The organism is Porphyromonas sp. C0041D3, assembly GCF_056590575.1.
Genome location: NZ_JBWPWJ010000007.1, coordinates 66,864 through 88,917 on the forward strand (window position 1 = coordinate 66,864; position 22,054 = coordinate 88,917).

The window sequence follows — 22,054 nt, forward strand, 5'->3', positions numbered from 1 at the left end:
TTCTTTTTAAGATTAGTGATTTTTGGTAAAACAATATCTTTAGGTGGTTTCGCTTACATTCAGCCCTGACGAGGTACTTTCGGTTAGTCTCCTCTGCCTAATTCTGTAGCAAGGATACCCCCTTTTGCGGAGAGAGAGGGATTCGAACCCTCGAAACGCTTTTGACGTTTACACGCTTTCCAGGCGTGCCTCTTCAGCCACTCGAGCATCTCTCCATTATTATATATGATCTCCTCCCCTCCAGTGATTTATCCCTCTCGGACTGCACGCTCCGGACCACTGTCCGAGCTACTCGATCACTCAACGATCGTACAAATCTACCTTAAATCCTCCAACCACACCAAAAAGTGGGCGCTTTTGGCGAAAAAGTTTGTCCTTCGACCTGACTCGCCCTATGGATCAGCGGTTACAGGTGCTAAATTAAACATTTTACGAGAATTGACAAAAAGCTGATGCCGCATATCCTCCTCGCTAACCTCGTATATATCGGCTAAGCACCTCACAGTATGGATGATGTGAGACGACTCATTTCGTCGTCCTCTCTTTGGCTCCGGGGAGAGATAAGGGCTGTCGGTCTCCACGACGAGGCGAGAAAGCGGCAGGCGACCCTTGATCACCTCACGGAGTCGGGAGTTGCGGAAGGTAACGATGCCATTGATCCCCACCATAAATCGCTCCCCGAGGCTCAGGATCGCCTCCAGATCCTCCTCTGACTCGGAGAAGGAGTGAAAGACACCCCGCAGCCCCTCAAGCCCCCACTCCCGCAGGAGCTCCACAGCCTCCGGCACGGCAGCACGCGTGTGCATACTCATCGGCAGGTTGAGTTCCCTCGCCCACTCCACCTGTCGACGGAAGGCTTCGATCATCTGCTCCCTCCACTCTATGCTCCAGTAGTAGTCCAGCCCGATCTCACCGATGCTCCGGTAGTACCCCGGGCTAGTTCGTAGCTCCCTCTCGAGCGCATCCAGCTGCTCCTCCCAGTCCTCGCCCACATCGGTGGGCTCAAGACCGATCATGGGGAGGAAGAGGTCCGGTGCCATAGCCACCATCTCCCTCAGGCGTGCAATGTACTCGCGTGAGGTATTGGGAAGCAGGACCGCAGCGAGACCCGCCTCCCGACAGCGACGGATCACCTCAGGGCGATCGTTGTCAAACTCCTCCGAGTATAGGTGAGCGTGCGTATCGATGAGCGGATACATCAGACGGCTCTCCCGGTCAGCGTGGAGATAATATGCTCGAGTGCCGAGGTATCGACAGAGAGGGCGCGCAGCTCCTCGAGAGCATCCTCAGTGTATTGGTCGACCTGCTTCAGCGCCTCAGCGTGGATATTCCACTGCTCGTAGAGATTGGTCACAGACGCTATCCGGTCCGTTTCACGCTCGATGGCAAGCGCCTCCTCCGCGCGCTTCGGGTCGCACTCGTAGAGGCGAAGTAGGAGCCAAGTCTTTTTCCTATCTATAATGTCTCCCCCCTTACGCTTGCCAAACTTCGCCTCGCCGTAGACATCGAGGTAGTCGTCCATGATCTGGAAGGCGAGCCCCATCAGCTCCGCTACACGGGCGATATGCTCCCGATCCTCGACCGAGGCACCGGCGACGGTCGCCCCCATCACCATACTTCCGCGGAAGAGGGCCGAGGTCTTGAGGCTGATCATCCGGAGGTAGCTCCCTATAGATAGTGCAGAAAGTGGCGTGGTCTCAAACTCGAGGTCATACTGCTGCCCGCGACAGATCGCATCGGCCATCGTATTGAAGAGGGAGAAGATCTGACCCAAGCACTCCGGGCGGATCGACTCCAAGCAGCGGTATGCCTCCACCAGCATCGCATCGCCGGAGAGGATCCCTACATTGGCGCCCCACTTCTTATAGACCGTGGGCTCCCCGCGACGCATCGGTGCATCGTCCATGATGTCATCGTGGATGAGGGTGAAGTTGTGGAAGGTCTCCACAGCCCTCATCACCGGTGCCACCTCCTCCACATCACCCTCGGGACGGAAGGCGCGGTACGTCAGTAGCGCGAGGAGCGGCCGGAGACGCTTCCCTCCCTGTGAGAGGATGTACCGGATCGGCTCATAGAGACCGTGCGGCTCGCGAGCGGCAAGCTGCTTCACCTCATCTCCTATAATCTCGACCAGCTGGTCGAGTTCCTTATCTATGTTCATTTTCTCTTATTCCTCGATACGTAATACTCGCATGGCCAGATCGATCTCCTCCGGCTCACCGGTATGCTTTCCGACCGAGTCGGAGAGCTTGATGGTGTCCTGCCACGGCATCTTCTCGTCGAGCTTGCAGGCAAAGAGCTTCATCACGATATTCATCGGCTTGATCCCGTGACCAACATCGTTGGTCAGGTTGGTCCCTATCCCGAAGGTGGCCCTGATCTTGCCACCACAGTACTCCTTGATCGTAGCAGCCTTATCCACGTCGAGGGCGTCGGAGAAGACGAGATACTTCGTCTTAGGATCTATCCGCAACTCCCGGTACTTCGCCAGCACCTTGTCAGTGAAGGTCTGAGGGTCACCGCTGTCCTGACGGAGGGAGGTAAAGAGTGCTGCATGCTTCTTCGAGAAGTTTTGGAGAAAAACGTCGGTCGTGAAGGTGTCGGTGAGCACCGTGCCGAGGTCTCCGTCATAGACATCGATCCAGTCCTCCATAGCCATATAATTGGCCATCTTGTAGCCGTAGATTGCCGCGTGAAACTGCACCCACTCGTGCGGATGGGTCCCGGTGACGCGTATGCCGTGCTTCATTGCGTAGTAGACATTGCTGGTGCCGAAGAAGTACTTCCCCCCATGCTCACAGAGGATCCGTGTCACCAGATCCTCCACCTCGCTGCTGAAGCGTCGCCGCATGCCGAAGAGACTCACCTGCAGCCCGTGCTCTTGCATGGCCTGAGCCTTCTCGAGCGCCTTGGAGCGCGTCAGCTCCAGGTCGGGATGCTGACCGGTCTCCCGGTAGTAGAGCTCCGATACCATAGCGAGGATCGGCGTCTCCCAGAGCGTGATGCGATAGAGCAACCCCTCAGCCGATATGTGGAGGTGTCCCTCAGCATCCTGCTCGATCGTCACCTCCTCAGGGTCGTAGGTGTAGCCCTTGAGGTAATCGATATAAAGGGGTGGCAGGTAGGGGCACTCCTGTCGGAGGAAGTCCGCCTCCTCACGAGTCAGTCGCAGCTCACTCATCCGTACGATCTCCTGCCGCAGGCTCTCAGCGAAGCCATCAGGATAGACCAGGTCGTTGCGGTCGACGAACTCAAACCTTCCCCACGCTCTAGGGAAAAGCTTCATATACGCATACCCGGTCGTAAACTTATAGAGGTCCGTGTCCAGGATGCTTCGGATGATCATCTCACTCATTATATATAGGCGTGCATAGTTTACCTCCTACCGATGCCATCGTACCGGAGACCCAGTCTCTTTATCTCGGAGGCATCGTAGATATTACGTCCGTCGATCACCACGTCTCCCCTCATCAGCTCCTTGATCCGGGACCAATTGGGGAGCCGGAAGATCTTCCACTCCGTCAAGAGCAGCAGCGCATCCGCCCCCTCGACCGATCGATAGAGATCCTTTGTGTACTCCACCCCGTCCGGGAGCACTCGCTTAGCTGTCTCGATCGCAATAGGGTCGCAGGCGACCACTTCCGCTCCAGCCTCGATGAGCTGACGGATCACCACGATAGAGGTCGCCTCCCTCATGTCGTCCGTCTCGGGCTTAAAGGCCAGCCCCCAGACGGCGATCCGCTTACCCCTCAGGTCGCTACCGGTCAGGCGGGTGAGTTTCTCGTAGGGGATCCTCTTCTGAGCTTCATTGACCCGATGCACCTCTTCGACGATGGTCATCGGGACCCCCTCCTCCTCTCCGGTCTTGGCAAGCGCCTGCACATCCTTAGGGAAGCAGGAGCCTCCGTAGCCGCTACCGGCGTAGAGGAAGGCAGAGCCGATCCTGTGGTCGGCACCCATCCCCTGACGGATCATATCCACATCGGCACCCAGTTTATCGGCAAGGTTGGCAAGCTGATTCATAAAGCTGATCCTCGTGGCCAGCATCGCATTGCTCGCATACTTTGTCAGCTCTGAGCTTGGTATGTCCATAAAGAGGACCCTGAAGTTTCGGATCAAGAAGGGGCGATAAAGTCTCGTCAGTAGCTCCTTCGCCCAGTCACTCTCCAGACCTATCACGACCCGGTCGGGGCTCATAAAGTCCTTGATCGCATTGCCCTCCTTGAGGAACTCCGGATTATTAGCCACCTCGACCCTGAGATCGGTCAAGCCGCGCGCCTCCAGTCCCTTCCGGATCTCGGCCATTACCCTGGGGCTGGTCCCTACCGGCACGGTGCTCTTCGTCACCACGAGCATATCCTTACGGATCAGCTGCCCCAGCTGCTGAGCGACGGCACGGACATACTTCAGGTCCGCATCCCCGCTCGCCGTGGGAGGCGTACCGACAGCGATGAAGACGATCTCCACGTCGTCGATGCACTCCGCGAGATCGGTGTGGAAGGAGAGACGTCCCTCCTCTGTATTGCGACGAACCATCTCGTCCAGCCCCGGCTCATAGATCGGGATCTCGCCACCTCTGAGGCGCTCTATCTTAGTGGCATCCGTATCGACGCAGTGGACGTGGACCCCCATCTCTGCAAAGCAGGTCCCCGTCACCAGACCGACGTAGCCGGTACCTATGATTGCTATCTCCATAGTAGTATCTACACCATATTACATTAGTGACCCGCCCCACATCTCCCACAAATGTAGCAAATAATCATTGCCCAAACCTTTTATCCGATGAGCCTGGGGTGAAAACACACACCCTTCTCATTCAAGTGCTGTAGGTTTCTCAGTCTAACCAGCCTAGACCATTCCGAAAATACTTACAAACCTCGGAACAATTTGATAAAGCCGGAAACTTCTCAGTCGCTCGGACAAGAATATTATTTTAGTATTTGCAATTCAAAAACTCTAGCTATCTTAGCACCCGGATAAGCCGATATACTTGATTTACCGGACAGAAGTCGCAGGGCGACTGTATCGGCAAGTCGACAGAGCAGACCTTCGCCATAGGGATCTGTTAGTGGGACCAATAGCATAGGTCCTCACTAATAGTACACCACCGATCGTCACTCGGGCATCACTCGGGGAGAGATTGACACCAACCTTAAGCCACCACACTATGTCACCTTACTTAGTACTTGGTCTGACACTGGGCTACTTCCTCCTTATGTTCATCGTCTCCTATAGGGCGGGTCACGAGGCGGACAATGCGGGATTTTTCATTGGGAACCGGTCCAATAACTGGATGATCGTCGCGATAGCGATGATCGGCTCAGGCATCAGTGGCGTCACCTTTGTCTCCGTCCCGGGGATGGTCTCCGGTAGCAGCATGGCCTACCTGCAGATGGCGCTTGGCTTCATCGTGGGACAGGCGCTGATCGCCTTTGTGCTCGTGCCACTCTTCTACCGCATCAAGCTCTTCTCCATCTACGAGTACCTGCGGGATCGCTTCGGGATGACGAGCTATAAGACCGGAGCGTGGCTCTTCTTTGTCTCCAAGATGCTCGGTGCCTCGGTGCGTATTTTCCTCGTCGTGCTGACGATGCAGCTACTGGTCTTTGACCCGCTGGGGCTACCCTTCCTCCTCAATGTCCTGATGACGGTCCTCTTTGTCTGGATCTACACCTTCTTCGGCGGGGTAAAGAGCATTGTCAGCGTCGATGTGCTCAAGACGATCTGCCTCGTCGCCTCCGTCGTCCTCTCGATCGTCTTCATCGCCAAGGGGCTGGGGCTCGACTTCGGTGGTGTGGTGACGACGATCCGGGAGAGTCGGATGTCGCAGGTATTCTTCTTCGATGACATCAATGACAAGCGCTTCTTCTGGAAGCAATTCCTCGCCGGTGCCTTCACGATGGTGGCGACGACCGGGCTGGACCAGGATATGATGCAGCGCAACCTGAGCTGCAAGAGCGACACGGAGGCGCGACGAAATATGATCGTCAGCTCGGTCTTCCAATTCTTCGTCATCGCCCTCTTCCTCATGCTTGGGGTGCTGCTCTACACCTACGCGGAGCAGATGGGCATCCGGCTCCCGGAGAGCAGTGACCAGGTCTTCCCCTTCCTCGCGACGGGAGACTTCTTCCCTGAGGTCGTCGGGATCCTCTTCATCATCGGCCTCGTGGCGGCAGCCTTCCCCGCAGCCGGCTCTGCGCTGACCGCACTCACCACCTCCTTCACCATCGACATCCTGGGGGCTAAGGAAAAAGAGGAAAAGCGCCTCGAGAAGACCCGCAAGTGGGTCCACGTGGGGATGGCGCTGCTGATGGGTCTCTGCATCATCGTCTTCGAGATACTCAATAATACCTCGGTGATCAATGCCGTCTACGTCCTCGCCAGCTACACCTACGGACCGTTGCTGGGACTCTTCACCTTCGGCATCATCTCCGGACGACGGGTGCGCGACCGGCTGATCCCCATCGTGGTGATCCTGTCGCCGATCCTCTGCTACATCCTCGACAGACACTCTGTAGAGTGGTTCGGCGGCTACCACTTCAGCTACGAGATCCTGATCATCAACGCCCTCTTCACGATGCTGGGGCTCCTGATCTGTAGCCATAAGGCAGCGAAGGCATGAGCACGGAGCAGGTCAAGGGACGGATCCTCGCCTTCTTCCGCCCTTTTGGCGCCAATGCGCTCCTCGCCTCCCTCACCTACTCTCTGGTATTCTTAGAGATCCATTGGCTCATCGCCTATATGCTATACAAGAAAAAGACATTCGTCAAGCTATGATACTTATCGCTGACAGTGGCTCCACCAAGACGGAGTGGACCGCTATGGATGACCTGAAGGGAGAGGTGGTGGCACACGCCTACACCAAGGGGCTCAACCCCTACTTCGTCACCCAGGAGGAGATCCAGGAGGAGATCCGGACGCGTCTCCTGCCGATGCTCCCCGTGGACTGCTTCACGAGGATCTACTTCTACGGCTCCGGTGCGAGGGATGAGAAGCAACCGATGATCCGCCAGGCTATCGGCAGTCTCCTGGTGGGCGAGGTGATGGTGATGACAGATATGCTCGGTGCCGCCCGCGCCCTCTGCGGTCACGAGCCGGGCATCGCCTGCATCCTCGGTACCGGCGCCAACTCCTGTCGCTACGATGGCGAGACGATCGTAGCCAACGTCCCTCCGCTCGGCTACATCCTCGGTGACGAGGGCAGTGGGGCGGTCCTCGGCAAGCACTTCATCGCCGACCTCCTCAAGGGGCTACTCCCGGAGAGCGTCGTGAGAGACTTCGAGGAGACCTACCCCGAGATCACCACAGCCACCGTTCTCGAGCGGGTCTACAAGGAGTCGCAGCCCAGTCGCTTCCTCGCCTCACTCGCCCCCTTCATCCGCAAGCAGATTGACGTGCCCGAGGTCCGGACGATGGCGCTGGAGTGCTTCCGCTCCTTCTTTAGGAGAAATGTGAAGCTCTACGACGGCTGGGAGACCACGCCGGTACACTTCGTCGGCTCCATTGCACACAACTTCCACGCGGTCCTCAAGGAGGCAGCAGAGGCTGAGGGCATACATCTGGGTCAGATCCTCTCCGCACCTATGGAGGGGCTGGTCCGCTACCACACGATCAAGAGATGAGTACCGACTTCACCAATATCACCGAGTCCGCCTCCCTCTACGACCACTTAGAGGAGAAGAGTACGCTCGAGCTGCTCACGGACATCAACCGCGAGGACCACAAGATCGCCGACGCAGTCCAGGAGGTGATCCCCGCCATCGCCGACCTCGTAGACGACATCCTGCCACGTATGGAGCGAGGCGGGAGGGTCTTCTACATCGGTGCCGGCACCAGCGGGCGTCTTGGCGTCCTCGATGCCTCCGAGATCCCGCCCACCTATGGTATGCCACCGACGCTCTTCATCGGCCTGATCGCAGGTGGCGACTACGCCCTCCGCCACCCGGTGGAGAATGCGGAGGACATCGCTGACCAAGCCTGGGCGGATATGTCCGCCTACGACATCAGCGAGGCAGACTCCGTCATCGGCATCGCCGCCAGCGGCACCACCCCCTACGTCCTCGGCGGGCTCAGGGAAGCCAATCGCAGGGGACTGGTCACCGGAGGCATCACCTCCAACCCCGGCTCTCCCATCGCCCTCACCGCCAAGCACCCCATCGTCACCATCGTCGGGCCGGAGTACGTCACCGGCAGCTCCCGTATGAAGAGTGGCACGGCGCAGAAGATGGTGCTCAATATGATCTCCAGCTCCCTCATGATCCATATGGGTCGCGTGGAGGGCAATCGCATGGTCGACATGCAGCTGAGTAATAAGAAATTAGTCGAGCGTGGCACCCGTATGCTGATGGACTACTACGGCTGGTCCCACGACCGGGCTCAGGCAGAGCTCCTCGAGGCGGGCTCGGTACGCGCCGTTATGGACAAGTATGCCAAGTGATGATGAAAAGGAAAACAACCCTCGACCATGTCAACTAATTTCAGGAGAAGACAGACGGAGCTAATATCGGTATTAGAGAAATCTAATACCGCTAAAAGAAAATCCTTTTACCGATATTAGACGGAGCTAATATCGGTATTAGAAATCTCTCATATGGACCAAGCCTTTGTACCTACAGCTAAATGATTTCTCCCCACCTATGACAGTAAGACAATCCATCGCCCTCGCCCTGCTGCTTCTACTCCCCGCGCTCTCTGCCTCAGCACAGCTGCAGGTGGGTGCCGACCGGATGGACGAGATCGTCCGCCTCACCGAGGGGAGGAGCGTGGGACTGGTCGCCAATCAGGCGGCTGTGCAGACTGACTCAGCCCACACCTTTCTCCTCGATGCCCTGATAGCTCACGAGGTCAAGGTGAAGCGCCTTTTCTCCCCCGAGCATGGCTTCCGCGCCATGGCCGATGCGGGGGCAAAGGTCGACTCCGCCACGGACCCGGTCTCCGGCCTGCCGGTCATCTCACTCTACGGCAAGCACCGCAAGCCTACCGCTGAGGACTTCGCCGGGCTGGATGTGATCCTCTTTGACCTGCAGGACGTAGGGGTACGCTTCTTCACCTACATCAGCACCCTCTACTACGTTATGCAGACCTGCGCTGAGACCGGCACCCCGATCATCATCCTCGACCGCCCCAATCCCCACGATGCGGTCGATGGTCCTGTGCTAAGGGACATGAAGTACCGCTCCTTCGTCGGGATGCTCCCCATCCCCGCTGTCCACGGTCTCACTATGGGCGAGCTGGGGCAGATGATCAATGGTGAGGAATGGCTCGGTGAGGGACTCACCGCAGACCTGACCATCGTCACCCTCCTCGGGTGGAAGCACGGCGACCCCTACAGCCTGCCCGTCCGTCCGAGCCCCAACCTCCGGAGCGATCGCGCCCTGCTGCTCTACCCCACCCTCTGCTTCATTGAGGGGACCTGCTGGAGCGAGGGACGCGGCACGGAGCAGCCCTTTGAGCAGACCGGCTACCCGGACCGGCGGATGGGCTGCCACACCTTTACCCCACAGAGCATTGCCGGGGCGCACTCTCCTAAGCACGAGGGGAAAGTCTGCTACGGACCCGACCTCACGGACTATACCATCGAGCCGGGGATCAATGTGGAGATCCTCACCGACATCGCTGCCCGCAGCAAGGCTGCCGGCGTCCGTCTGATCACCAGACCGAAGTTCTTTGACCTCCTCGCGGGAAGTCCCACGCTCCGCCAACAGCTGGAGTCGGGTGCCTCACCCGAGGTGATCCGAGAGAGCTGGCAGGCGGACCTCCATGACTACATTGCCATGCGTGCCCACTACCTCCTCTACCCCGACTGCCGCTTCAATTGCAGCACATTTTGATAATCTATACCGATGAGAAAGAAAGCATTACTATACGGAGTGGCAGCGGTGTTGCTGCCACTGATGGCAGGCGCTCAGGTCGTCGAGCCGAGGATGATGAGAGACGTGGAGCGTAAGGCCGCCGCAGAGGCGTGGGCCGACAGCGTCCTCGCAACCCTCTCACCCCGACAGCAGGCGGCCCAGCTAATTATGCCGATGACGTGGCCTAGGGTGGATAAGGCCGGGCTCGCCAATTGGCACCGGCAGGTGCTGGAGGGGGAGTTTGGCTGCGTCCTTTGGCAGAAGGGGAGCCCCAGGAATGTGGTCCGGCTCACCAACTGGATGCGCCGTGAGGCACGCATCCCGATGCTGGTCGCCATGGATGGCGAGTGGGGCCTCTCGATGCGCTTCTCCGACTCGATGAAGTGGCCCCGCAATATGCTCCTCGGCGCCACCGACGACTCCCGACTGGCGTATGAGTATGGTCGGGCAACAGCGGACGAGGCTCGACGCATCGGCATACACGTCAACTTTGCCCCCGTCCTTGACGTCAATAGCAACCCCGCCAACCCTGTCATCGGCAACCGAAGCCTCGGCTCCTCGCCCGACCTCGTGATACGTATGGGACTTGCCTACGCCAAGGGACTTGAGGATAATGGTCTCCTCTCCACAGCAAAGCACTTCCCCGGCCATGGAGACACCTCCACCGACTCCCACAAGACCCTCCCGGTGATCAGTCGTAGCCGCCCCCAGTTGGAGCAGGTGGAGCTGGCCCCCTTCCGCGCCTATATCCGTGAGGGCTACGGGGGCATGATGGTGGGGCACCTCAGCGTCCCTGCGCTCGGCACGGGAGCAAGGGCGACCAGTGCCATCCCTGCCGTCGTCACCGACCTGCTTCAGCACGAGATGGGCTTCGGCGGGCTGATCTTTACCGACGGCTTGGGGATGAAGGGGATCGTCAATGGCGCTGGAGAGCTGGGCATCTACGTCACCACGCTCCTCGCCGGTGCCGATGTCCTCGTGGCACCGACGGACCCCTTCCAGGCGCTTGACGACGTGACCGCAGCGGTCGACAAGGGGATCCTCTCCCAGGCAGAGATCACCCGTCGCTGTCGCAAGGTACTCGTCTGGAAACACCTCCTCGGTGCCGACAGCCGTGAGCCGCTGGAGACGAAGAACCTCGATGGTGACCTCCACCCAAGAGCCTCCCGGGAGCTCCTTGAGCGGATCTACGAGGGGGCGATGACTCTGGTAAAGAGCGAGCAAGGCATCCTCCCGATCCATAAGGAGGACCATGTCGCTCTCCTCACTTATGGCGATGACTCAGCCGAGCTCCTTCGCTCCACCATAAACCGCATCGCTCACACCGATGGATACACGATCCGTCGATCCACCGGCTCCGCTACCCGTCGGGCAATCCTCGACAAGCTCCGCTCGTACGACAAGGTGGTGGTCGCCGTCACCTGGAAGGGCTTCGCTCCCGGCAAGGACCTGACAAAGCTCCTCGGCGAGACGAAGAGCGTTCTCCTCTTCCACACCTCACCCTACACCGCCCTCGACTATATGGACGCGATGAAGGCGGCGACCGCTGTCGGCTTTGCCTACGACACTCGGCCGGAAGGGATGCGCGCCATGGGGCGGGCGCTGACAGGCGAGCGCCCCGTCTCCGGCAAGCTCTCTGTCGACCTCCCGCCCCTCTACAAGCAAGGCGATGGACTGACGCTCGGCAAGTAATCCTCCATATACACAAGGAGCGCCCCCGATGATCAGCCGATCATCAGGGACGCTCCTCTACTTGTCAGATAAACACACCGTAGGGTCAACGACCTCCACACTTCCCCTGATGAGATTTGCTCCTTGGGATTGGGAGCAGAGTCCTTTTTCTACCGGTTCATTATCAAATAATTCAAGTAGTCCTCTGCCTCCTGTCTGGTCATGGTTCCGATTTCCATCATCGCCTCGATCCACTCGGCTCGGGTCAGCTCTCTGAGCTTCTTTCCGTGCTTCTCCTCCCACTGAGCGGTTCTTCGGGCTCTCTCTTCGGCTATTGACGCGTCCATAAGAATTCTTTTCTACTGTAGCTTGAGCGAAGTCTCCTATTGACACCCGCCCTGATGACACTGAAGGTACTATTTTATCTATTTCTCCAAAATAATGAGGGCTTGGGAGTCAGGTGTGACCTGTATGAAACCCTTCCCGAATGCAATTGATCTCTATAAAGACCGGATGTGTAAGCGATGGCTAGCATGGGGGTGGCTTGCGGGGAAATGGGTACCTTTGGGGGAAAGAAAAGTATCAATCAGGTAAAACTCTTATCAATGAAACCGACATTATTTGTACTCGCTGCAGGCATGGGCTCCCGCTATGGAGGTCTGAAACAGATCGACGGTCTCGGCCCCCACGGGGAGACCATTATGGACTACTCTATCTATGACGCCATCCAAGCAGGATTTGGCAAGGTGGTCTTCGTCATCCGCAGGGACTTCGAGCAGGCGTTTAGGGAGAAGATCGTCTCCAAGTACGACCGGCTGATCCCGGTAGAGCTGGTCTTCCAGAGCGTGGACAAGATCCCCTACTCCTACAAGGTCCCCGAGGAGCGGACTAAGCCCTGGGGTACCAACCATGCCGTGATGATGGGTGAGGAGGTGATCCACGAGCCCTTTGCGGTGATCAATGCGGACGACTTCTATGGTCGTGAGAGCTTCGAGGCACTGGCAGACTTCCTCCGCAGCGTGGAGGGGAAGGAGGGTGAGTATGCCATGGTGGGCTACCGCTGTGGCAATACCCTCAGTGAGAGCGGCACCGTATCTCGCGGTGTCTGTGTCACAGATGACCGCGGCTACCTCGCTGAGGTAGTGGAGCGGACCAGCATCGCACGCAATGACGAGGGACGGATAACCTTCAAGGACGAGAGTGGGACGGAGGTCGAGCTGGAGGAGAATACCCCGGTATCGATGAATATGTGGGGCTTCACACCCGACTACTTCGCTCACAGCCAGGAGGCGTTCCGGAAGTTCCTTGATGCCAACTTGGAGAAACCGAAGGCTGAATTTTATATCCCCACGGTGGTGAATGACCTCGTACACGAGGGAAAGGCGACCTGCAAGGTGCTGGATACGCCGGCACGGTGGTTTGGCGTCACCTACGCTGAGGATCGTCCCGAGGTGGTCAAGAAATTTGCTCGCCTCCACGAGGACGGGACGTACCCCGACAGCCTACTCGCCTCGCTGAGCAAGTAAGCGACTCAGTGGCTGAGCTGCTGACGATCATCGGGCCGACAGCCTCCGGGAAGACCCCGGTGGCAGCACACCTTGCTCACCGAGTGGGCGGGGTGGTGCTCAGTGGCGACTCTCGTCAGGTCTATCGGGGTATGGATCTCGGGACGGGGAAGGATCTGGAGGACTATGTGGTGGATGGGGAACCGGTCCCCTACTACCTCATTGATATTGCCGAGGCGGGTGACCACTACAGCCTCTATCAGTACTTAGAGGACTTTGACCGGGTATGGCAGTCCCTGCCGGAGGGTACTCCACGGATCCTTTGCGGAGGCTCAGGCCTCTACGTGGAGGCTGCACTCCGAGGGTACCACCTGCCCGATGTCCCCCGGGATGAGGCGCTGAGGGAGGAGCTGGGCCGGCTGAGCCTCAATGCGCTTCGCGAGAGGGCGGAGCAGCTGGGTGCGCTGGAGGAGCTGAAGGATCCGGAGAATAGACGACGGATGGAGCGGGCGATAGAGGTGGCGCTCTACTTCCGCGACCATGGTGAGCGATACCTCGACCGTCCCCCACTGGAGGGACCGATCTACTGCCTCGACATCTCTCGAGAGACCCGCCGGGGGCGGATCACGGAGCGGCTCAGGAAGAGACTTCGTGAGGGGATGGTGGAGGAGGTGGAGGGGCTTCTGAAGCACCTTCGCCCCGAGCAGCTCACCTACTACGGACTGGAGTATCGCTACGTCACCGACTACGTCACCGGTAAGCTCACCTACGATGAGATGGAGCAGTGCCTGGAGGTGGCGATACACCAGTTTGCCAAGCGACAGATGACTTGGATCCGAGGTATGGAGCGGCGCGGGCTGACCATTACGCGGATCACACCCGCGGAGACTCCCGCTGCCACCGCTGACCTCATCCTCCGAGACTACAGGCAGAGGTGAGGGAGAAATGAGCCTGACGATGCGGTATCACCTATCTGAGGTCAGGAGCCTACTGTATGAGGAGAGGATCCTCTGACTAAGCTCAGTTAACGGCTCGCCGAGCTGCTTCGCCACTCGACTATAGATCTCCCGGAGCGGGAGGTCGCTCTCATCGGTCTCTATAAAAAAAGGCCGTTTTGGCACCACATCCCAGCGGTACAAAGGATGGAGGCTGACCTGTATCTGCGCCTCCTCCAGCTGTCGCAGAAGTGCCGGCTTACCCCTAAATCCGTGCACCACCCAGATGCCCTCGGGGTGTGATCGCCGCTCTCGCAGCAGGAGGTGCCACCCGCCTACCACGTGAAGGACAAGGGGGCAAGAGAGCTGATCTGCAAGGGCTATATGGCATCGCACGAGGGCGGTCTGCTCCTCCATAGAGCGCTGCGATCGACGATCCCATCCACACTCTCCGATGCCGAGAAATCGCTCGCCCAGCTCATCGATCCGCCTGAGGAGCAGACCCTCCGGGTCGGCGTACCGCTGCTTATCCATCGGGTGGATCCCGATAGTGAAGTGGTTCGATCGATCATCGAGCTCCTCGTCCGGCATAAGCGAGCGAACCGCGATGACTGAGGAGTCACCGCGGTAGCGCTCGATATTGGGCAGGTGGGTGTGGAAGTCAAGGAGTCTCAAGGCACCGGATCATAGCCACTGCCGCCCCAGGGATTGCACCGCAGAAGGCGCCAGATGGCCAAGAGAAGACCCTTGATCGGACCATGCTTCCGGATCGCCTCGATCGCATACTGGCTACAGGTGGGAGTGAAGCGACAGGCGGGTGGCGTGTGAGGGCTGATATACTTCTGGTAAAAGCGGATCGGCAGGATCAGCAACTTGCCGACGAAGGCACCGATGCTCTGTATGACAGACTTGAGACTCATAGGGCAGGACCATTCTTCATCTCCTCGCAGAGCCGTCCGATGGACTTCGATACAGCTGCAGAGAGTCGCTCCGAGCGGGATACGTGATCACCGATGTAGAGCAGACCGACCAGCAGGGTACCCTGGCGCTCCTCCGCAAGCGTCCTCAGGGGACCCTTCTGCAGTCGCCACGCCTCTCGGGTGCGACGCTTGATCGTATTGCGGTCCACCGCATGGCGGATCAACCGCTTGGGGACGGAGATAAGGACCTTGAGTGGCTCCTCCGAAGGCTCCTCGAAGCGCCAGACGACGCGGTACGGGTAGCAGACGAAGCGCCTCCGACTCTCAAAGAGTGCGCCGATCTCCTCCCTCAGATAGAGCCGCTCGCTCTTCGTCAGCCCATACTCCTTCATGGGATTACTTAGCCGCCTTCTTCTCCTCCTGGAGATAATGCTCTAAGGCTGCAGTCATACTCGGGTACTCGCGTGTCGGAGCGCTGATGTGCACCTGCAGCCCCGCTTGCTCAAGGTCATCACGCGTGCCCTCGCCGAGACAGCCGACGATCTGCTTCCCCTGCTGATACTCGGGGTAGGCAGCCTTAATGGCAGAGAGGCCATTGGGACTAAAGAAAAGTAGGAAATCAAAGGAGTCAATCTCCTCCGGCGTCAGCTCAGCGTAAATGATCCGGCAGACGTCGCAGGCATTCACCTTCACCTTTGTATCCGCCAGCATAGCGACGACCTCCGACTCCCGCTCCTCTATCTCCGGCACGAGATACTTCTCCTTGTCGTGCTTGCTGATAATGGTCTGGAAGTCCGATGAGGAGCCATTCTTCTCGGGGAAAAAGATCTTCCGCTTACGGACGGTGATAAACTTCTGCAGGAATAGAGCGACACGCTCCGAGGCGCAGAAATACTTAAAGTCCTCAGGCAGCGTGCAGCGCAGGTCGCTCACCAGCTTGAAGAAGTGTGTAGTGATGGTCCTTGAGGTGAGGATCACCGCCGTATGCTTGAGGATATCTACCTTCTGATCACGAAATTGTCGAGCCGTCAGGGTCTCAAAATGGAAGAGTGGCTTGAAGACCAACTCCAGCCCATACTCCTCCGCCAGCTGATAGTAGGGCGAGTTTTTCTTAGGAGGCTCGGGTTGTGGAACAAGAACTTTACGTGTCTTTGTGGACATTTGTGATATGCTACTGATTCACACTTAGGGAGGCGACCTTGAGCCCAAAGAGCAAGGGGCCTATTTCGCAAGCGCAAAGGTACAAAATAATATGCAGGGGATAATGTCTCAGGTGACTAAATATCTGTATCTCCCTGTAGCACAAGAGTATTCGCGAGACCACATAAAGACCGACCGAGAGGATCACGAGAGTGGTAGTACTCAGGGGCGTGAAGAGTCGCAGGAGGAGTGGCAAGAGGAGCGTATTGGCAGCGACGATCATCAGGATCAGGTAGTCCGCCCACCAGAGCGAGATCTGGTCGGAGTGGCAGAAGGTGTAGACCATCCACGCCTGTGCTATGGTGGCTATGATAAAAAGAAGTGCCACCCAGAGAGCGACCCTCCCCACGCTGAGCCAAAAGCCTGTGACTGACAGCGAGGCGACCCCACTCGTCTCCGGTAGCAGGAGCGTCACCAGCAGAGCCACCAAAAGGAGGCTCTCCAGCAACCCCGTTACGAAAAAGCCTACAGACGGCAACATCTCCCGCACTCTCGGGATCGCCCTCGGCGGAGCAGTGAGCAGCAGCATAGCACGCCCTCTGCCTCGGGGCTTCAGAAGCATATGGTAGAGCAGTAGGGATAGCGCCATCAGCACCAGCGTCATCGCCAGCAAGGTGTCGGTATAGTCCGGCGCCGAGTCGACGTACTGCGCCGCCTCATACCCATCGAAGGCGGGCCAGGCAGAGTGAGTCTCTACACTTAAGCTCGACAACAAGATGCTCCCTCTACTTCTTCTTCCTTATTCCTTCCCCTTGCTCACCGGACGCTCATCCATCCACGCCTCCGATGCCGGGATGTCTCGCCAGACCCTCTCGGGTAGCTTCGCAAGGGCGCGGTCCTCGGCGTGGTGCATCTCCGTCTCTAACTCGAGCGTCACATCGTCCTGACCGCAGAGGTGGAGTACCCCATGGATCATCACCCGGAGTAGCTCGCTCCCGGGCGTGACCCCAAGCTCTGCTGCATTGAGCCGGACCTGATCGAGCGAGATCAGTATGTCCGCCACCAGCACCTCGTCATCGTCTCCACTCGGGAAGGTGATGATGTCCGTGTAGTAGTGATGATCGAGGAACTTGCTATTCATCTCGAGCATCTGCTCATTGTTGCAGAATTGATAATTGAGCTCACCTATGGTCTTGCCATAGCCTTCGGCCACAGACGTGATCCAAGCGCCCACCTCTCGACGGAGAAATGGGGGGACAGCCTCGCTCTCTGAGTAATAATGAATAGCCATAGACAACTTGTGCACTATATTAGATGGGAAACACCAGCCCTCCGGATGCACCTTTGCTTCGCCCGGAAGGACACTGCAAAGGTAGTCATTTTATCACAGCCCGCTTAGCCCGGCTCAGGACTTTGGGTAAAAGCCTCCATACCGGAGTCTGTACTTGCCCTCCGACTTGTACGGATAAAAGGAATGCCCCTGACGATCAGGGGCATTCCTTCATGATTTTCAAGTAATCCTGATCGCCTTGGGCGGATCACTGGATCAGGTGAGAGCGACGAAGCAGCGCGTCGACCGTTGCATCCCGACCCTTAAAGGCTCGGTACAGCTCTGCCGGATCCTCCGAGTCGCCCCGCTCGAGGATATTCTCCCGGAAGCGATCGGCCGTGGCGCGGTCGGTGAGACCATTATGAATGAATTCCTCAAAGGCATCTGCGTCCAAGATCTCGCTCCACTTGTATCCATAGTATCCGGCAGCGTAGCCACCACTGAAGATATGGGTAAAGGAGGGACTCATCGCCGTCCCGACCGCATGCGGGAGCAGCTCCAGCCCCTTGCGAGCCTCAGCCTCCACCGCCTCAATGTCGGTGGGCAGGGCCTCCGGGTCGGTGGCGTGCCACTTCATATCTAAGTAGCCAAAGGTGAGCTGACGTATACAGCCATAGCCATCGAGGAAGAGCGCATTCCGCTCGATCGCATCAAGCAGGTCGTCCCCGATCACCTCACCGGTCTCATAGTGCTTCGCAAAGGACTTGACGAAGTCGCGCTGGCGCATCCAGTTCTCATTCATCTGCGACGGCAGCTCCACAAAGTCGTGCTCCACATTGGTCCCGCTGAGAGAGGCGTACTTCACGGTCGTCAGTAGCCCATGAAGGGCGTGGCCAAACTCGTGGAAGAGCGTCGTCGTCTCATCGAAGGTGAGGAGCGAGGGCTTATCATCACTGGGCGGGGTAAAGTTGGTCACAAGGCTGATCACCGGGCGTACCCCCTCATACTCCTCCACATAATTGGTCATCCAGGCACCGGACCGCTTGCCCTTACGAGGGAAGTAGTCAAGGAGAAGTGTCCCCAGCAGCTGTCCCTCACGCAGCACATCGTATGCCTCCACATCAGGGTGGTAGACCGGAAGCTCGGGATTGCGGTGGAGCTCTACCCCGTAGAGCTTGCCGGCGAGGCCAAACATCGCCTCCACCACGGACGACAGCTCGAAGTAAGGTCTCGTCTGCTCCTCATCGTACTTCAGCGCCCTCTGGCGATAGAGCTCTGCATAGAAGCTCCAGTCCCACGGCTCCAGCTTTGAGATTTGATCCCTTCGCTCCGCCTGATTGGCTATCGTCTCCACCTCTTCATGCGCCTTGGCGAGGTAGGCATCGCGCAGACTGTCCAGCATCTGATAGACCGCATCGGGCGTCTTTGCCATCTTCTTGGATAGTACCAGGTCGGCATAGGTCTCATGACCAAGGAGCTTAGCGATGGAGTGCCGTAGCCGGACGATGTCGTAGATTGTGGCGATGTTGCTTGTCTCTCTCGAGGTATCGTAGCAGAGCGTACCGCGGTCGCGGTAGATCTGCCTGCGGGTCTCCCGATTGCTGCAGAAGCGCATCAGCGCACTGTAGGACGGCATACTTAGGTCAAAGATCCAGCCCTCTACGCCCTCCTCTTTCGCTCTCTTACGTGCCTGCTCCAGAGCTGAGGAGGGCAACCGCTGGAGAGACTCACCATCGAGGACTGAGAGACGATAGGCATTCTGCTCCCGCAGGACGTTTTGCCCAAAGCGGAGTGTAGCCAAGCTCAGCTCCTTACGGAGCCCCTTCAGCTCCTGTCGGCTGCTCTCCGGCAGCATCGACCCATTGTCCCGGTAGGACTCGTAGGTACGGAGGAGGAGCCTCTTGTCGATCCGCGAGAGCGCATCCTGTGGTGCCTCGTAGATCTTCTTCACCTTGGCGGCAATGTCGGGATCAAGAGAGATCTCATTGGCGACATCGGTCAGCTCCTCCGTCAGCTCCTCCGACAGCTCCATGAGGCGATCTTCCGCATCGCAGCTGAGGAGGTTGTAGAAGGTGGCCGACGACACGTCCAACGCCCTCCCAGCCTGCTCCAGAGCCAGCACGGTATTGCCAAAGGTGGCAGACTCTATCGGCACGGAGCGGATCTCCTCCAGCTCCTCCCGATAGGTCGCCAGATCCTCCCGCACCCGAGCGACAAGGGTATCAGCATCCCTATGCTCAAAGTCAGGATAGAGTCTCTCCATAGTCTATCGCTATCTTCCGGACCCGACGCTCATGGCGACCGCCCTCGAAGTCAGTGCTGAAGAATATCTCTGCCATCTCCTGCGCCTCCTGCACCGGCACAAAGCGTCCCGGCAGCACCAGCACATTGGCATTATTATGCTGCCGGATCAGCGATGCGATCTCTGGCATCCAGGCAAGTCCTGCACGGACGGACCGGTGCTTATTGAGCGCCATCTGGATCCCCTCACCGGAGCCGCAGACACCGACGCCCATATCCACCTCGCCCCTGTCGAGGGCATCGCCCAGCTTGTGGGCAAAGTCGGGATAGTCGCAGCTAGCAGACCCGCTGTCCGTCCCATAGTCGATCAGCTCCACCTCGGGAGCCCACTTTGCGAGGAAGTCCCTCACCGCTATCTTGATATAGTATCCGGCGTGATCACTGGCCAGACCTATCTTATTTACTCCTGCTATCATAGTTTACTTCTTTCCCAATAGCTCCATTACCTCACGGCAGACCGTCTCAGCCGTGTAGCCAAATTTCTCATCCAGCACCGTGTAGGGGGCGGAGAAGCCAAAGGACTCCATCCCGTGGATCCGCCCCTCGCTATGGGAGATCATCCCCTCGAGGGTGACGGGCAGTCCCGCAGTCAGTCCATAGCGCGGTACGCCTGGGAGCAGCACGCTCTCCTGATAGGGCTCCGGCTGACGACGGAAGAGTCCCTCACTCGGTATGGAGGCGACATTGACCTCGATGCCTCGCTCGCGAAGCAACTCTGCACCGGCGACCAGCGTACTCACCTCTGATCCGGAGGCGATCAGCACCGCCTCCGGAGTCTTACGCTCGATGACGGTGTAGCCACCCCGCTCGACGCGGAGGCTCTTGGTGTAGTCGTTCTCGGGGAGGTTCTTGATATTCTGGCGGGAGAAGATCAGCGCCGTCGGGCTCTTCGTATTCTCCATCGCCATCTTCCACGCGACGGTGGTCTCCTCCACGTCGGCGGGACGGAGCACCAGCATCGCATTATTGCCGGAGTGATTGCGCAACTTCTCCATCAGGCGGATCTGCGCCTCCTGCTCGATCGGCTGGTGTGTCGGACCATCCTCCCCGACGCGGAAGGCATCATGGGTCCAGACAAACTTTACAGGCAGCTCCATCAGCGCACAGAGGCGGATCGCTGGCTTCATATAGTCGCTGAAGACGAAGAAGGTGCCACAGGCGGCGATCAGCCCCCCATGCAGCATCAGCCCCATGCTCACCACCGCCATCGTCAGCTCGGAGACGCCCATGTTGATGAATTGGCCATCGTAGTTGTCCCGCGTGATGGCTGTGGTTTTCTTGAGGAAACCGTCCGTCTTGTCGGAGTTGGAGAGGTCTGCGCTGGAGACGATCATATTGGGTACCTGCTCAGCAAGATGTCCGAGGACGGTTGCCGAAGCATTGCGGGTCGCCTTGTCCGGTGCCTGCTCGATCTGCGACCAGTCTACGCCCTTCACCTCAGGGTCAAGCCACCGCACCAGCTCCTCTGCGGCCTCAGGCTTAGCCTTACGCCAGCTGTCGAAGCGTGCCTGCCACTCCTTCTTATCCTCAATGAGCGTCTCGCGCCGCTTGGTGAAGCACTCCTGCACCTCCGGGAAGATGACGAAGGGATCATCCGGGTCGCCACCGAGACCGGCAACGGTACGACGGACGTCGGCACCGGCCTTGGAGAGCGGCTGACCATGGGTAGACACCTGATCCTCAAGCGAGCGACCGCCCTGCTTATCGATCGCCCCCTTAGCCATCAGCGTGTGACCGATGATGAGCGACGGCTTGCCCTTGACCGCTATGGCACCATCGAGAGCGCGACGGATCTCATCCGGGTCATTACCATTGATGTCAAAGATCTCCCAGCCCCAGGCGCGGTACTTCATCGCCACGTCCTCGCTGTCCACCTCATCGACGCGGGTGGAGAGCTGCACCTCATTGGCGTCGTAAAACATGATCAGGTTATCCAGCCCCAGGTGCCCGGCGAGACGACCGGCCCCCTGCGAGATCTCCTCCTGGATACCTCCGTCAGAGATGAAGGCGTAGATCCGCTGCTGCATCAGCGCCTCATCAAAGTGGGCGCCCATCTTCTTTGCCGCGATGGCAGCACCCACCGCCATCGTATGCCCCTGACCGAGCGGACCAGAGCCATTCTCTATCCCTCGCTTGATATCCAGCTCCGGGTGTCCCGGTGTCGGGCTGTCCCACTGGCGGAAGCGCTGTAGCTCCTCAGTGGTAAAGAAGCCTTGCATCGCCAGCACGCTATAGAGCATGGAGGAGAGGTGACCGGGGTCGAGGAAAAAGCGATCCCTGGCGATCCACGCCGGGTCCTCCGGGTCATACCGGAGGTACTCAGAGAAGAGCACAGCGGCGAAGTCGGCGCCACCCATGGCTCCTCCGGGGTGGCCGGATGAGGCCTTCTCTACCATGGAGAGGGCAAGGATCCGGATATTGTCAGCGATCTTGTGGCTTAGAGAGTTACTACTCATCGTTA

22 protein-coding genes and 1 tRNA gene are annotated in these 22,054 nt (G+C 58.4%); 8 read left to right on the forward strand and 15 right to left on the reverse strand.

Going from position 1 to position 22,054, the window contains the following annotated elements:
- Positions 1-127: 127 nt before the first annotated feature.
- The 5 genes from AC1EKE_RS06400 to AC1EKE_RS06420 all read right to left on the reverse strand — a co-directional run bounded on the left by AC1EKE_RS06400 (position 128) and on the right by AC1EKE_RS06420 (position 4,695).
- Positions 128-215, reverse strand: a tRNA-Ser gene (locus AC1EKE_RS06400).
- 177 nt (positions 216-392) lie between these two features.
- Entirely contained in the window at positions 393-1,199 is an 807-nt protein-coding gene (locus AC1EKE_RS06405; protein ID WP_480308726.1) for a TatD family hydrolase, read from the reverse strand.
- Positions 1,199-2,161 (reverse strand): polyprenyl synthetase family protein, encoded by a 963-nt coding sequence (locus AC1EKE_RS06410; protein WP_480308727.1) that lies wholly within the window; start codon positions 2,159-2,161, stop codon positions 1,199-1,201. The genes AC1EKE_RS06405 and AC1EKE_RS06410 overlap by 1 nt, the downstream gene beginning before the upstream one ends.
- A 6-nt stretch (positions 2,162-2,167) precedes the next feature.
- Positions 2,168-3,346: a nicotinate phosphoribosyltransferase gene (gene pncB, locus AC1EKE_RS06415; RefSeq protein WP_480308774.1), complete on the reverse strand. Its 1,179-nt coding sequence runs from the start codon at positions 3,344-3,346 to the stop codon at positions 2,168-2,170.
- A gap of 29 nt (positions 3,347-3,375) precedes the next feature.
- Entirely contained in the window at positions 3,376-4,695 is a 1,320-nt protein-coding gene (locus AC1EKE_RS06420) for a UDP-glucose dehydrogenase family protein (RefSeq protein ID WP_480308728.1), read from the reverse strand.
- Between the two features lie 472 nt (positions 4,696-5,167).
- On the opposite strand from AC1EKE_RS06420, the gene AC1EKE_RS06425 reads away from it, so the two are divergent.
- The 6 genes from AC1EKE_RS06425 (at position 5,168) to AC1EKE_RS06450 (ending at position 11,543) form a co-directional block, all read left to right on the forward strand.
- Positions 5,168-6,622: a sodium:solute symporter gene (locus tag AC1EKE_RS06425; RefSeq protein WP_480308729.1), complete on the forward strand. Its 1,455-nt coding sequence runs from the start codon at positions 5,168-5,170 to the stop codon at positions 6,620-6,622.
- Positions 6,619-6,777, forward strand: coding sequence for a hypothetical protein (locus AC1EKE_RS06430; protein ID WP_480308730.1), 159 nt, complete (start codon positions 6,619-6,621; stop codon positions 6,775-6,777). The genes AC1EKE_RS06425 and AC1EKE_RS06430 overlap by 4 nt, the downstream gene beginning before the upstream one ends.
- Positions 6,774-7,622 carry an ATPase gene (locus tag AC1EKE_RS06435; protein ID WP_480308731.1) on the forward strand — a complete coding sequence of 283 codons (849 nt, stop codon included), beginning with the start codon at positions 6,774-6,776 and terminating at the stop codon, positions 7,620-7,622. The genes AC1EKE_RS06430 and AC1EKE_RS06435 overlap by 4 nt, the downstream gene beginning before the upstream one ends.
- Positions 7,619-8,437: an N-acetylmuramic acid 6-phosphate etherase gene (murQ, locus tag AC1EKE_RS06440; RefSeq protein WP_480308732.1), complete on the forward strand. Its 819-nt coding sequence runs from the start codon at positions 7,619-7,621 to the stop codon at positions 8,435-8,437. Before AC1EKE_RS06435 ends, murQ begins: the two co-directional genes overlap by 4 nt.
- 199 nt (positions 8,438-8,636) lie before the next feature.
- Entirely contained in the window at positions 8,637-9,830 is a 1,194-nt protein-coding gene (locus AC1EKE_RS06445) for an exo-beta-N-acetylmuramidase NamZ family protein (protein ID WP_480308733.1), read from the forward strand.
- A 12-nt stretch (positions 9,831-9,842) separates the two neighbouring features.
- The gene (locus tag AC1EKE_RS06450; protein WP_480308734.1) at positions 9,843-11,543 is read left to right on the forward strand and encodes a glycoside hydrolase family 3 protein; all 1,701 of its coding nucleotides are present in this window, start codon (positions 9,843-9,845) and stop codon (positions 11,541-11,543) included.
- A 149-nt stretch (positions 11,544-11,692) separates the two neighbouring features.
- On the opposite strand, the gene AC1EKE_RS06455 is transcribed toward AC1EKE_RS06450, so the two are convergent.
- Positions 11,693-11,869: a hypothetical protein gene (locus tag AC1EKE_RS06455; protein WP_480308735.1), complete on the reverse strand. Its 177-nt coding sequence runs from the start codon at positions 11,867-11,869 to the stop codon at positions 11,693-11,695.
- 258 nt (positions 11,870-12,127) lie between these two features.
- Between AC1EKE_RS06455 and AC1EKE_RS06460 the strand changes: the two genes are divergently transcribed.
- Positions 12,128-13,048, forward strand: coding sequence for a glycosyltransferase family protein (locus AC1EKE_RS06460; RefSeq protein WP_480308736.1), 921 nt, complete (start codon positions 12,128-12,130; stop codon positions 13,046-13,048).
- Between the two features lie 8 nt (positions 13,049-13,056).
- The gene (locus AC1EKE_RS06465; protein ID WP_480308737.1) at positions 13,057-13,965 is read left to right on the forward strand and encodes a tRNA (adenosine(37)-N6)-dimethylallyltransferase; all 909 of its coding nucleotides are present in this window, start codon (positions 13,057-13,059) and stop codon (positions 13,963-13,965) included.
- Between the two features lie 27 nt (positions 13,966-13,992).
- Here AC1EKE_RS06465 and AC1EKE_RS06470 read toward each other — a convergent pair whose 3' ends face one another.
- The 9 genes from AC1EKE_RS06470 to AC1EKE_RS06510 form a co-directional block, all read right to left on the reverse strand.
- Positions 13,993-14,637 (reverse strand): TatD family hydrolase, encoded by a 645-nt coding sequence (locus AC1EKE_RS06470; protein WP_480308738.1) that lies wholly within the window; start codon positions 14,635-14,637, stop codon positions 13,993-13,995.
- Positions 14,634-14,882, reverse strand: coding sequence for a membrane protein insertion efficiency factor YidD (gene yidD / locus AC1EKE_RS06475; RefSeq protein ID WP_297127482.1), 249 nt, complete (start codon positions 14,880-14,882; stop codon positions 14,634-14,636). The genes AC1EKE_RS06470 and yidD overlap by 4 nt, the downstream gene beginning before the upstream one ends.
- Positions 14,879-15,274: a ribonuclease P protein component gene (locus AC1EKE_RS06480; RefSeq protein WP_480308739.1), complete on the reverse strand. Its 396-nt coding sequence runs from the start codon at positions 15,272-15,274 to the stop codon at positions 14,879-14,881. Before AC1EKE_RS06480 ends, yidD begins: the two co-directional genes overlap by 4 nt.
- 4 nt (positions 15,275-15,278) lie before the next feature.
- Positions 15,279-16,043 carry a uroporphyrinogen-III synthase gene (locus tag AC1EKE_RS06485; protein WP_296158731.1) on the reverse strand — a complete coding sequence of 255 codons (765 nt, stop codon included), beginning with the start codon at positions 16,041-16,043 and terminating at the stop codon, positions 15,279-15,281.
- 10 nt (positions 16,044-16,053) lie between these two features.
- The gene (locus AC1EKE_RS06490; protein WP_480308740.1) at positions 16,054-16,794 is read right to left on the reverse strand and encodes a DUF4271 domain-containing protein; all 741 of its coding nucleotides are present in this window, start codon (positions 16,792-16,794) and stop codon (positions 16,054-16,056) included.
- Positions 16,795-16,821: 27 nt separating this feature from the next.
- The gene (ybeY, locus tag AC1EKE_RS06495; protein ID WP_480308741.1) at positions 16,822-17,313 is read right to left on the reverse strand and encodes an rRNA maturation RNase YbeY; all 492 of its coding nucleotides are present in this window, start codon (positions 17,311-17,313) and stop codon (positions 16,822-16,824) included.
- A 247-nt stretch (positions 17,314-17,560) separates the two neighbouring features.
- Positions 17,561-19,555 carry a M3 family metallopeptidase gene (locus tag AC1EKE_RS06500; protein ID WP_480308742.1) on the reverse strand — a complete coding sequence of 665 codons (1,995 nt, stop codon included), beginning with the start codon at positions 19,553-19,555 and terminating at the stop codon, positions 17,561-17,563.
- The gene (locus tag AC1EKE_RS06505) at positions 19,536-20,009 is read right to left on the reverse strand and encodes an RpiB/LacA/LacB family sugar-phosphate isomerase (RefSeq protein ID WP_480308743.1); all 474 of its coding nucleotides are present in this window, start codon (positions 20,007-20,009) and stop codon (positions 19,536-19,538) included. The genes AC1EKE_RS06500 and AC1EKE_RS06505 overlap by 20 nt, the downstream gene beginning before the upstream one ends.
- A gap of 3 nt (positions 20,010-20,012) precedes the next feature.
- Positions 20,013-22,049: a transketolase family protein gene (locus AC1EKE_RS06510; protein WP_480308744.1), complete on the reverse strand. Its 2,037-nt coding sequence runs from the start codon at positions 22,047-22,049 to the stop codon at positions 20,013-20,015.
- Positions 22,050-22,054 lie beyond the last annotated feature (5 nt).

Excerpts from the sequence above, each read along its gene's own strand:
- AC1EKE_RS06505 (WP_480308743.1), bottom strand. The coding sequence starts at position 20,009 with ATGATAGCAGGAGTAAATAAGATAGGTCTGGCCAGTGATCACGCCGGA.
- AC1EKE_RS06485 (WP_296158731.1), bottom strand. The coding sequence starts at position 16,043 with ATGTCCACAAAGACACGTAAAGTTCTTGTTCCACAACCCGAGCCTCCT.
- murQ (WP_480308732.1), top strand. The coding sequence starts at position 7,619 with ATGAGTACCGACTTCACCAATATCACCGAGTCCGCCTCCCTCTACGAC.
- AC1EKE_RS06430 (WP_480308730.1), top strand. The coding sequence starts at position 6,619 with ATGAGCACGGAGCAGGTCAAGGGACGGATCCTCGCCTTCTTCCGCCCT.
- AC1EKE_RS06405 (WP_480308726.1), bottom strand. The coding sequence starts at position 1,199 with ATGTATCCGCTCATCGATACGCACGCTCACCTATACTCGGAGGAGTTT.
- AC1EKE_RS06510 (WP_480308744.1), bottom strand. The coding sequence starts at position 22,049 with ATGAGTAGTAACTCTCTAAGCCACAAGATCGCTGACAATATCCGGATC.
- AC1EKE_RS06425 (WP_480308729.1), top strand. The coding sequence starts at position 5,168 with ATGTCACCTTACTTAGTACTTGGTCTGACACTGGGCTACTTCCTCCTT.
- AC1EKE_RS06410 (WP_480308727.1), bottom strand. The coding sequence starts at position 2,161 with ATGAACATAGATAAGGAACTCGACCAGCTGGTCGAGATTATAGGAGAT.
- AC1EKE_RS06420 (WP_480308728.1), bottom strand. The coding sequence starts at position 4,695 with ATGGAGATAGCAATCATAGGTACCGGCTACGTCGGTCTGGTGACGGGG.
- AC1EKE_RS06500 (WP_480308742.1), bottom strand. The coding sequence starts at position 19,555 with ATGGAGAGACTCTATCCTGACTTTGAGCATAGGGATGCTGATACCCTT.
- AC1EKE_RS06460 (WP_480308736.1), top strand. The coding sequence starts at position 12,128 with ATGAAACCGACATTATTTGTACTCGCTGCAGGCATGGGCTCCCGCTAT.
- AC1EKE_RS06480 (WP_480308739.1), bottom strand. The coding sequence starts at position 15,274 with ATGAAGGAGTATGGGCTGACGAAGAGCGAGCGGCTCTATCTGAGGGAG.
- AC1EKE_RS06445 (WP_480308733.1), top strand. The coding sequence starts at position 8,637 with ATGACAGTAAGACAATCCATCGCCCTCGCCCTGCTGCTTCTACTCCCC.
- ybeY (WP_480308741.1), bottom strand. The coding sequence starts at position 17,313 with ATGGCTATTCATTATTACTCAGAGAGCGAGGCTGTCCCCCCATTTCTC.
- AC1EKE_RS06455 (WP_480308735.1), bottom strand. The coding sequence starts at position 11,869 with ATGGACGCGTCAATAGCCGAAGAGAGAGCCCGAAGAACCGCTCAGTGG.
- yidD (WP_297127482.1), bottom strand. The coding sequence starts at position 14,882 with ATGAGTCTCAAGTCTGTCATACAGAGCATCGGTGCCTTCGTCGGCAAG.
- AC1EKE_RS06450 (WP_480308734.1), top strand. The coding sequence starts at position 9,843 with ATGAGAAAGAAAGCATTACTATACGGAGTGGCAGCGGTGTTGCTGCCA.
- pncB (WP_480308774.1), bottom strand. The coding sequence starts at position 3,346 with ATGATCATCCGAAGCATCCTGGACACGGACCTCTATAAGTTTACGACC.
- AC1EKE_RS06435 (WP_480308731.1), top strand. The coding sequence starts at position 6,774 with ATGATACTTATCGCTGACAGTGGCTCCACCAAGACGGAGTGGACCGCT.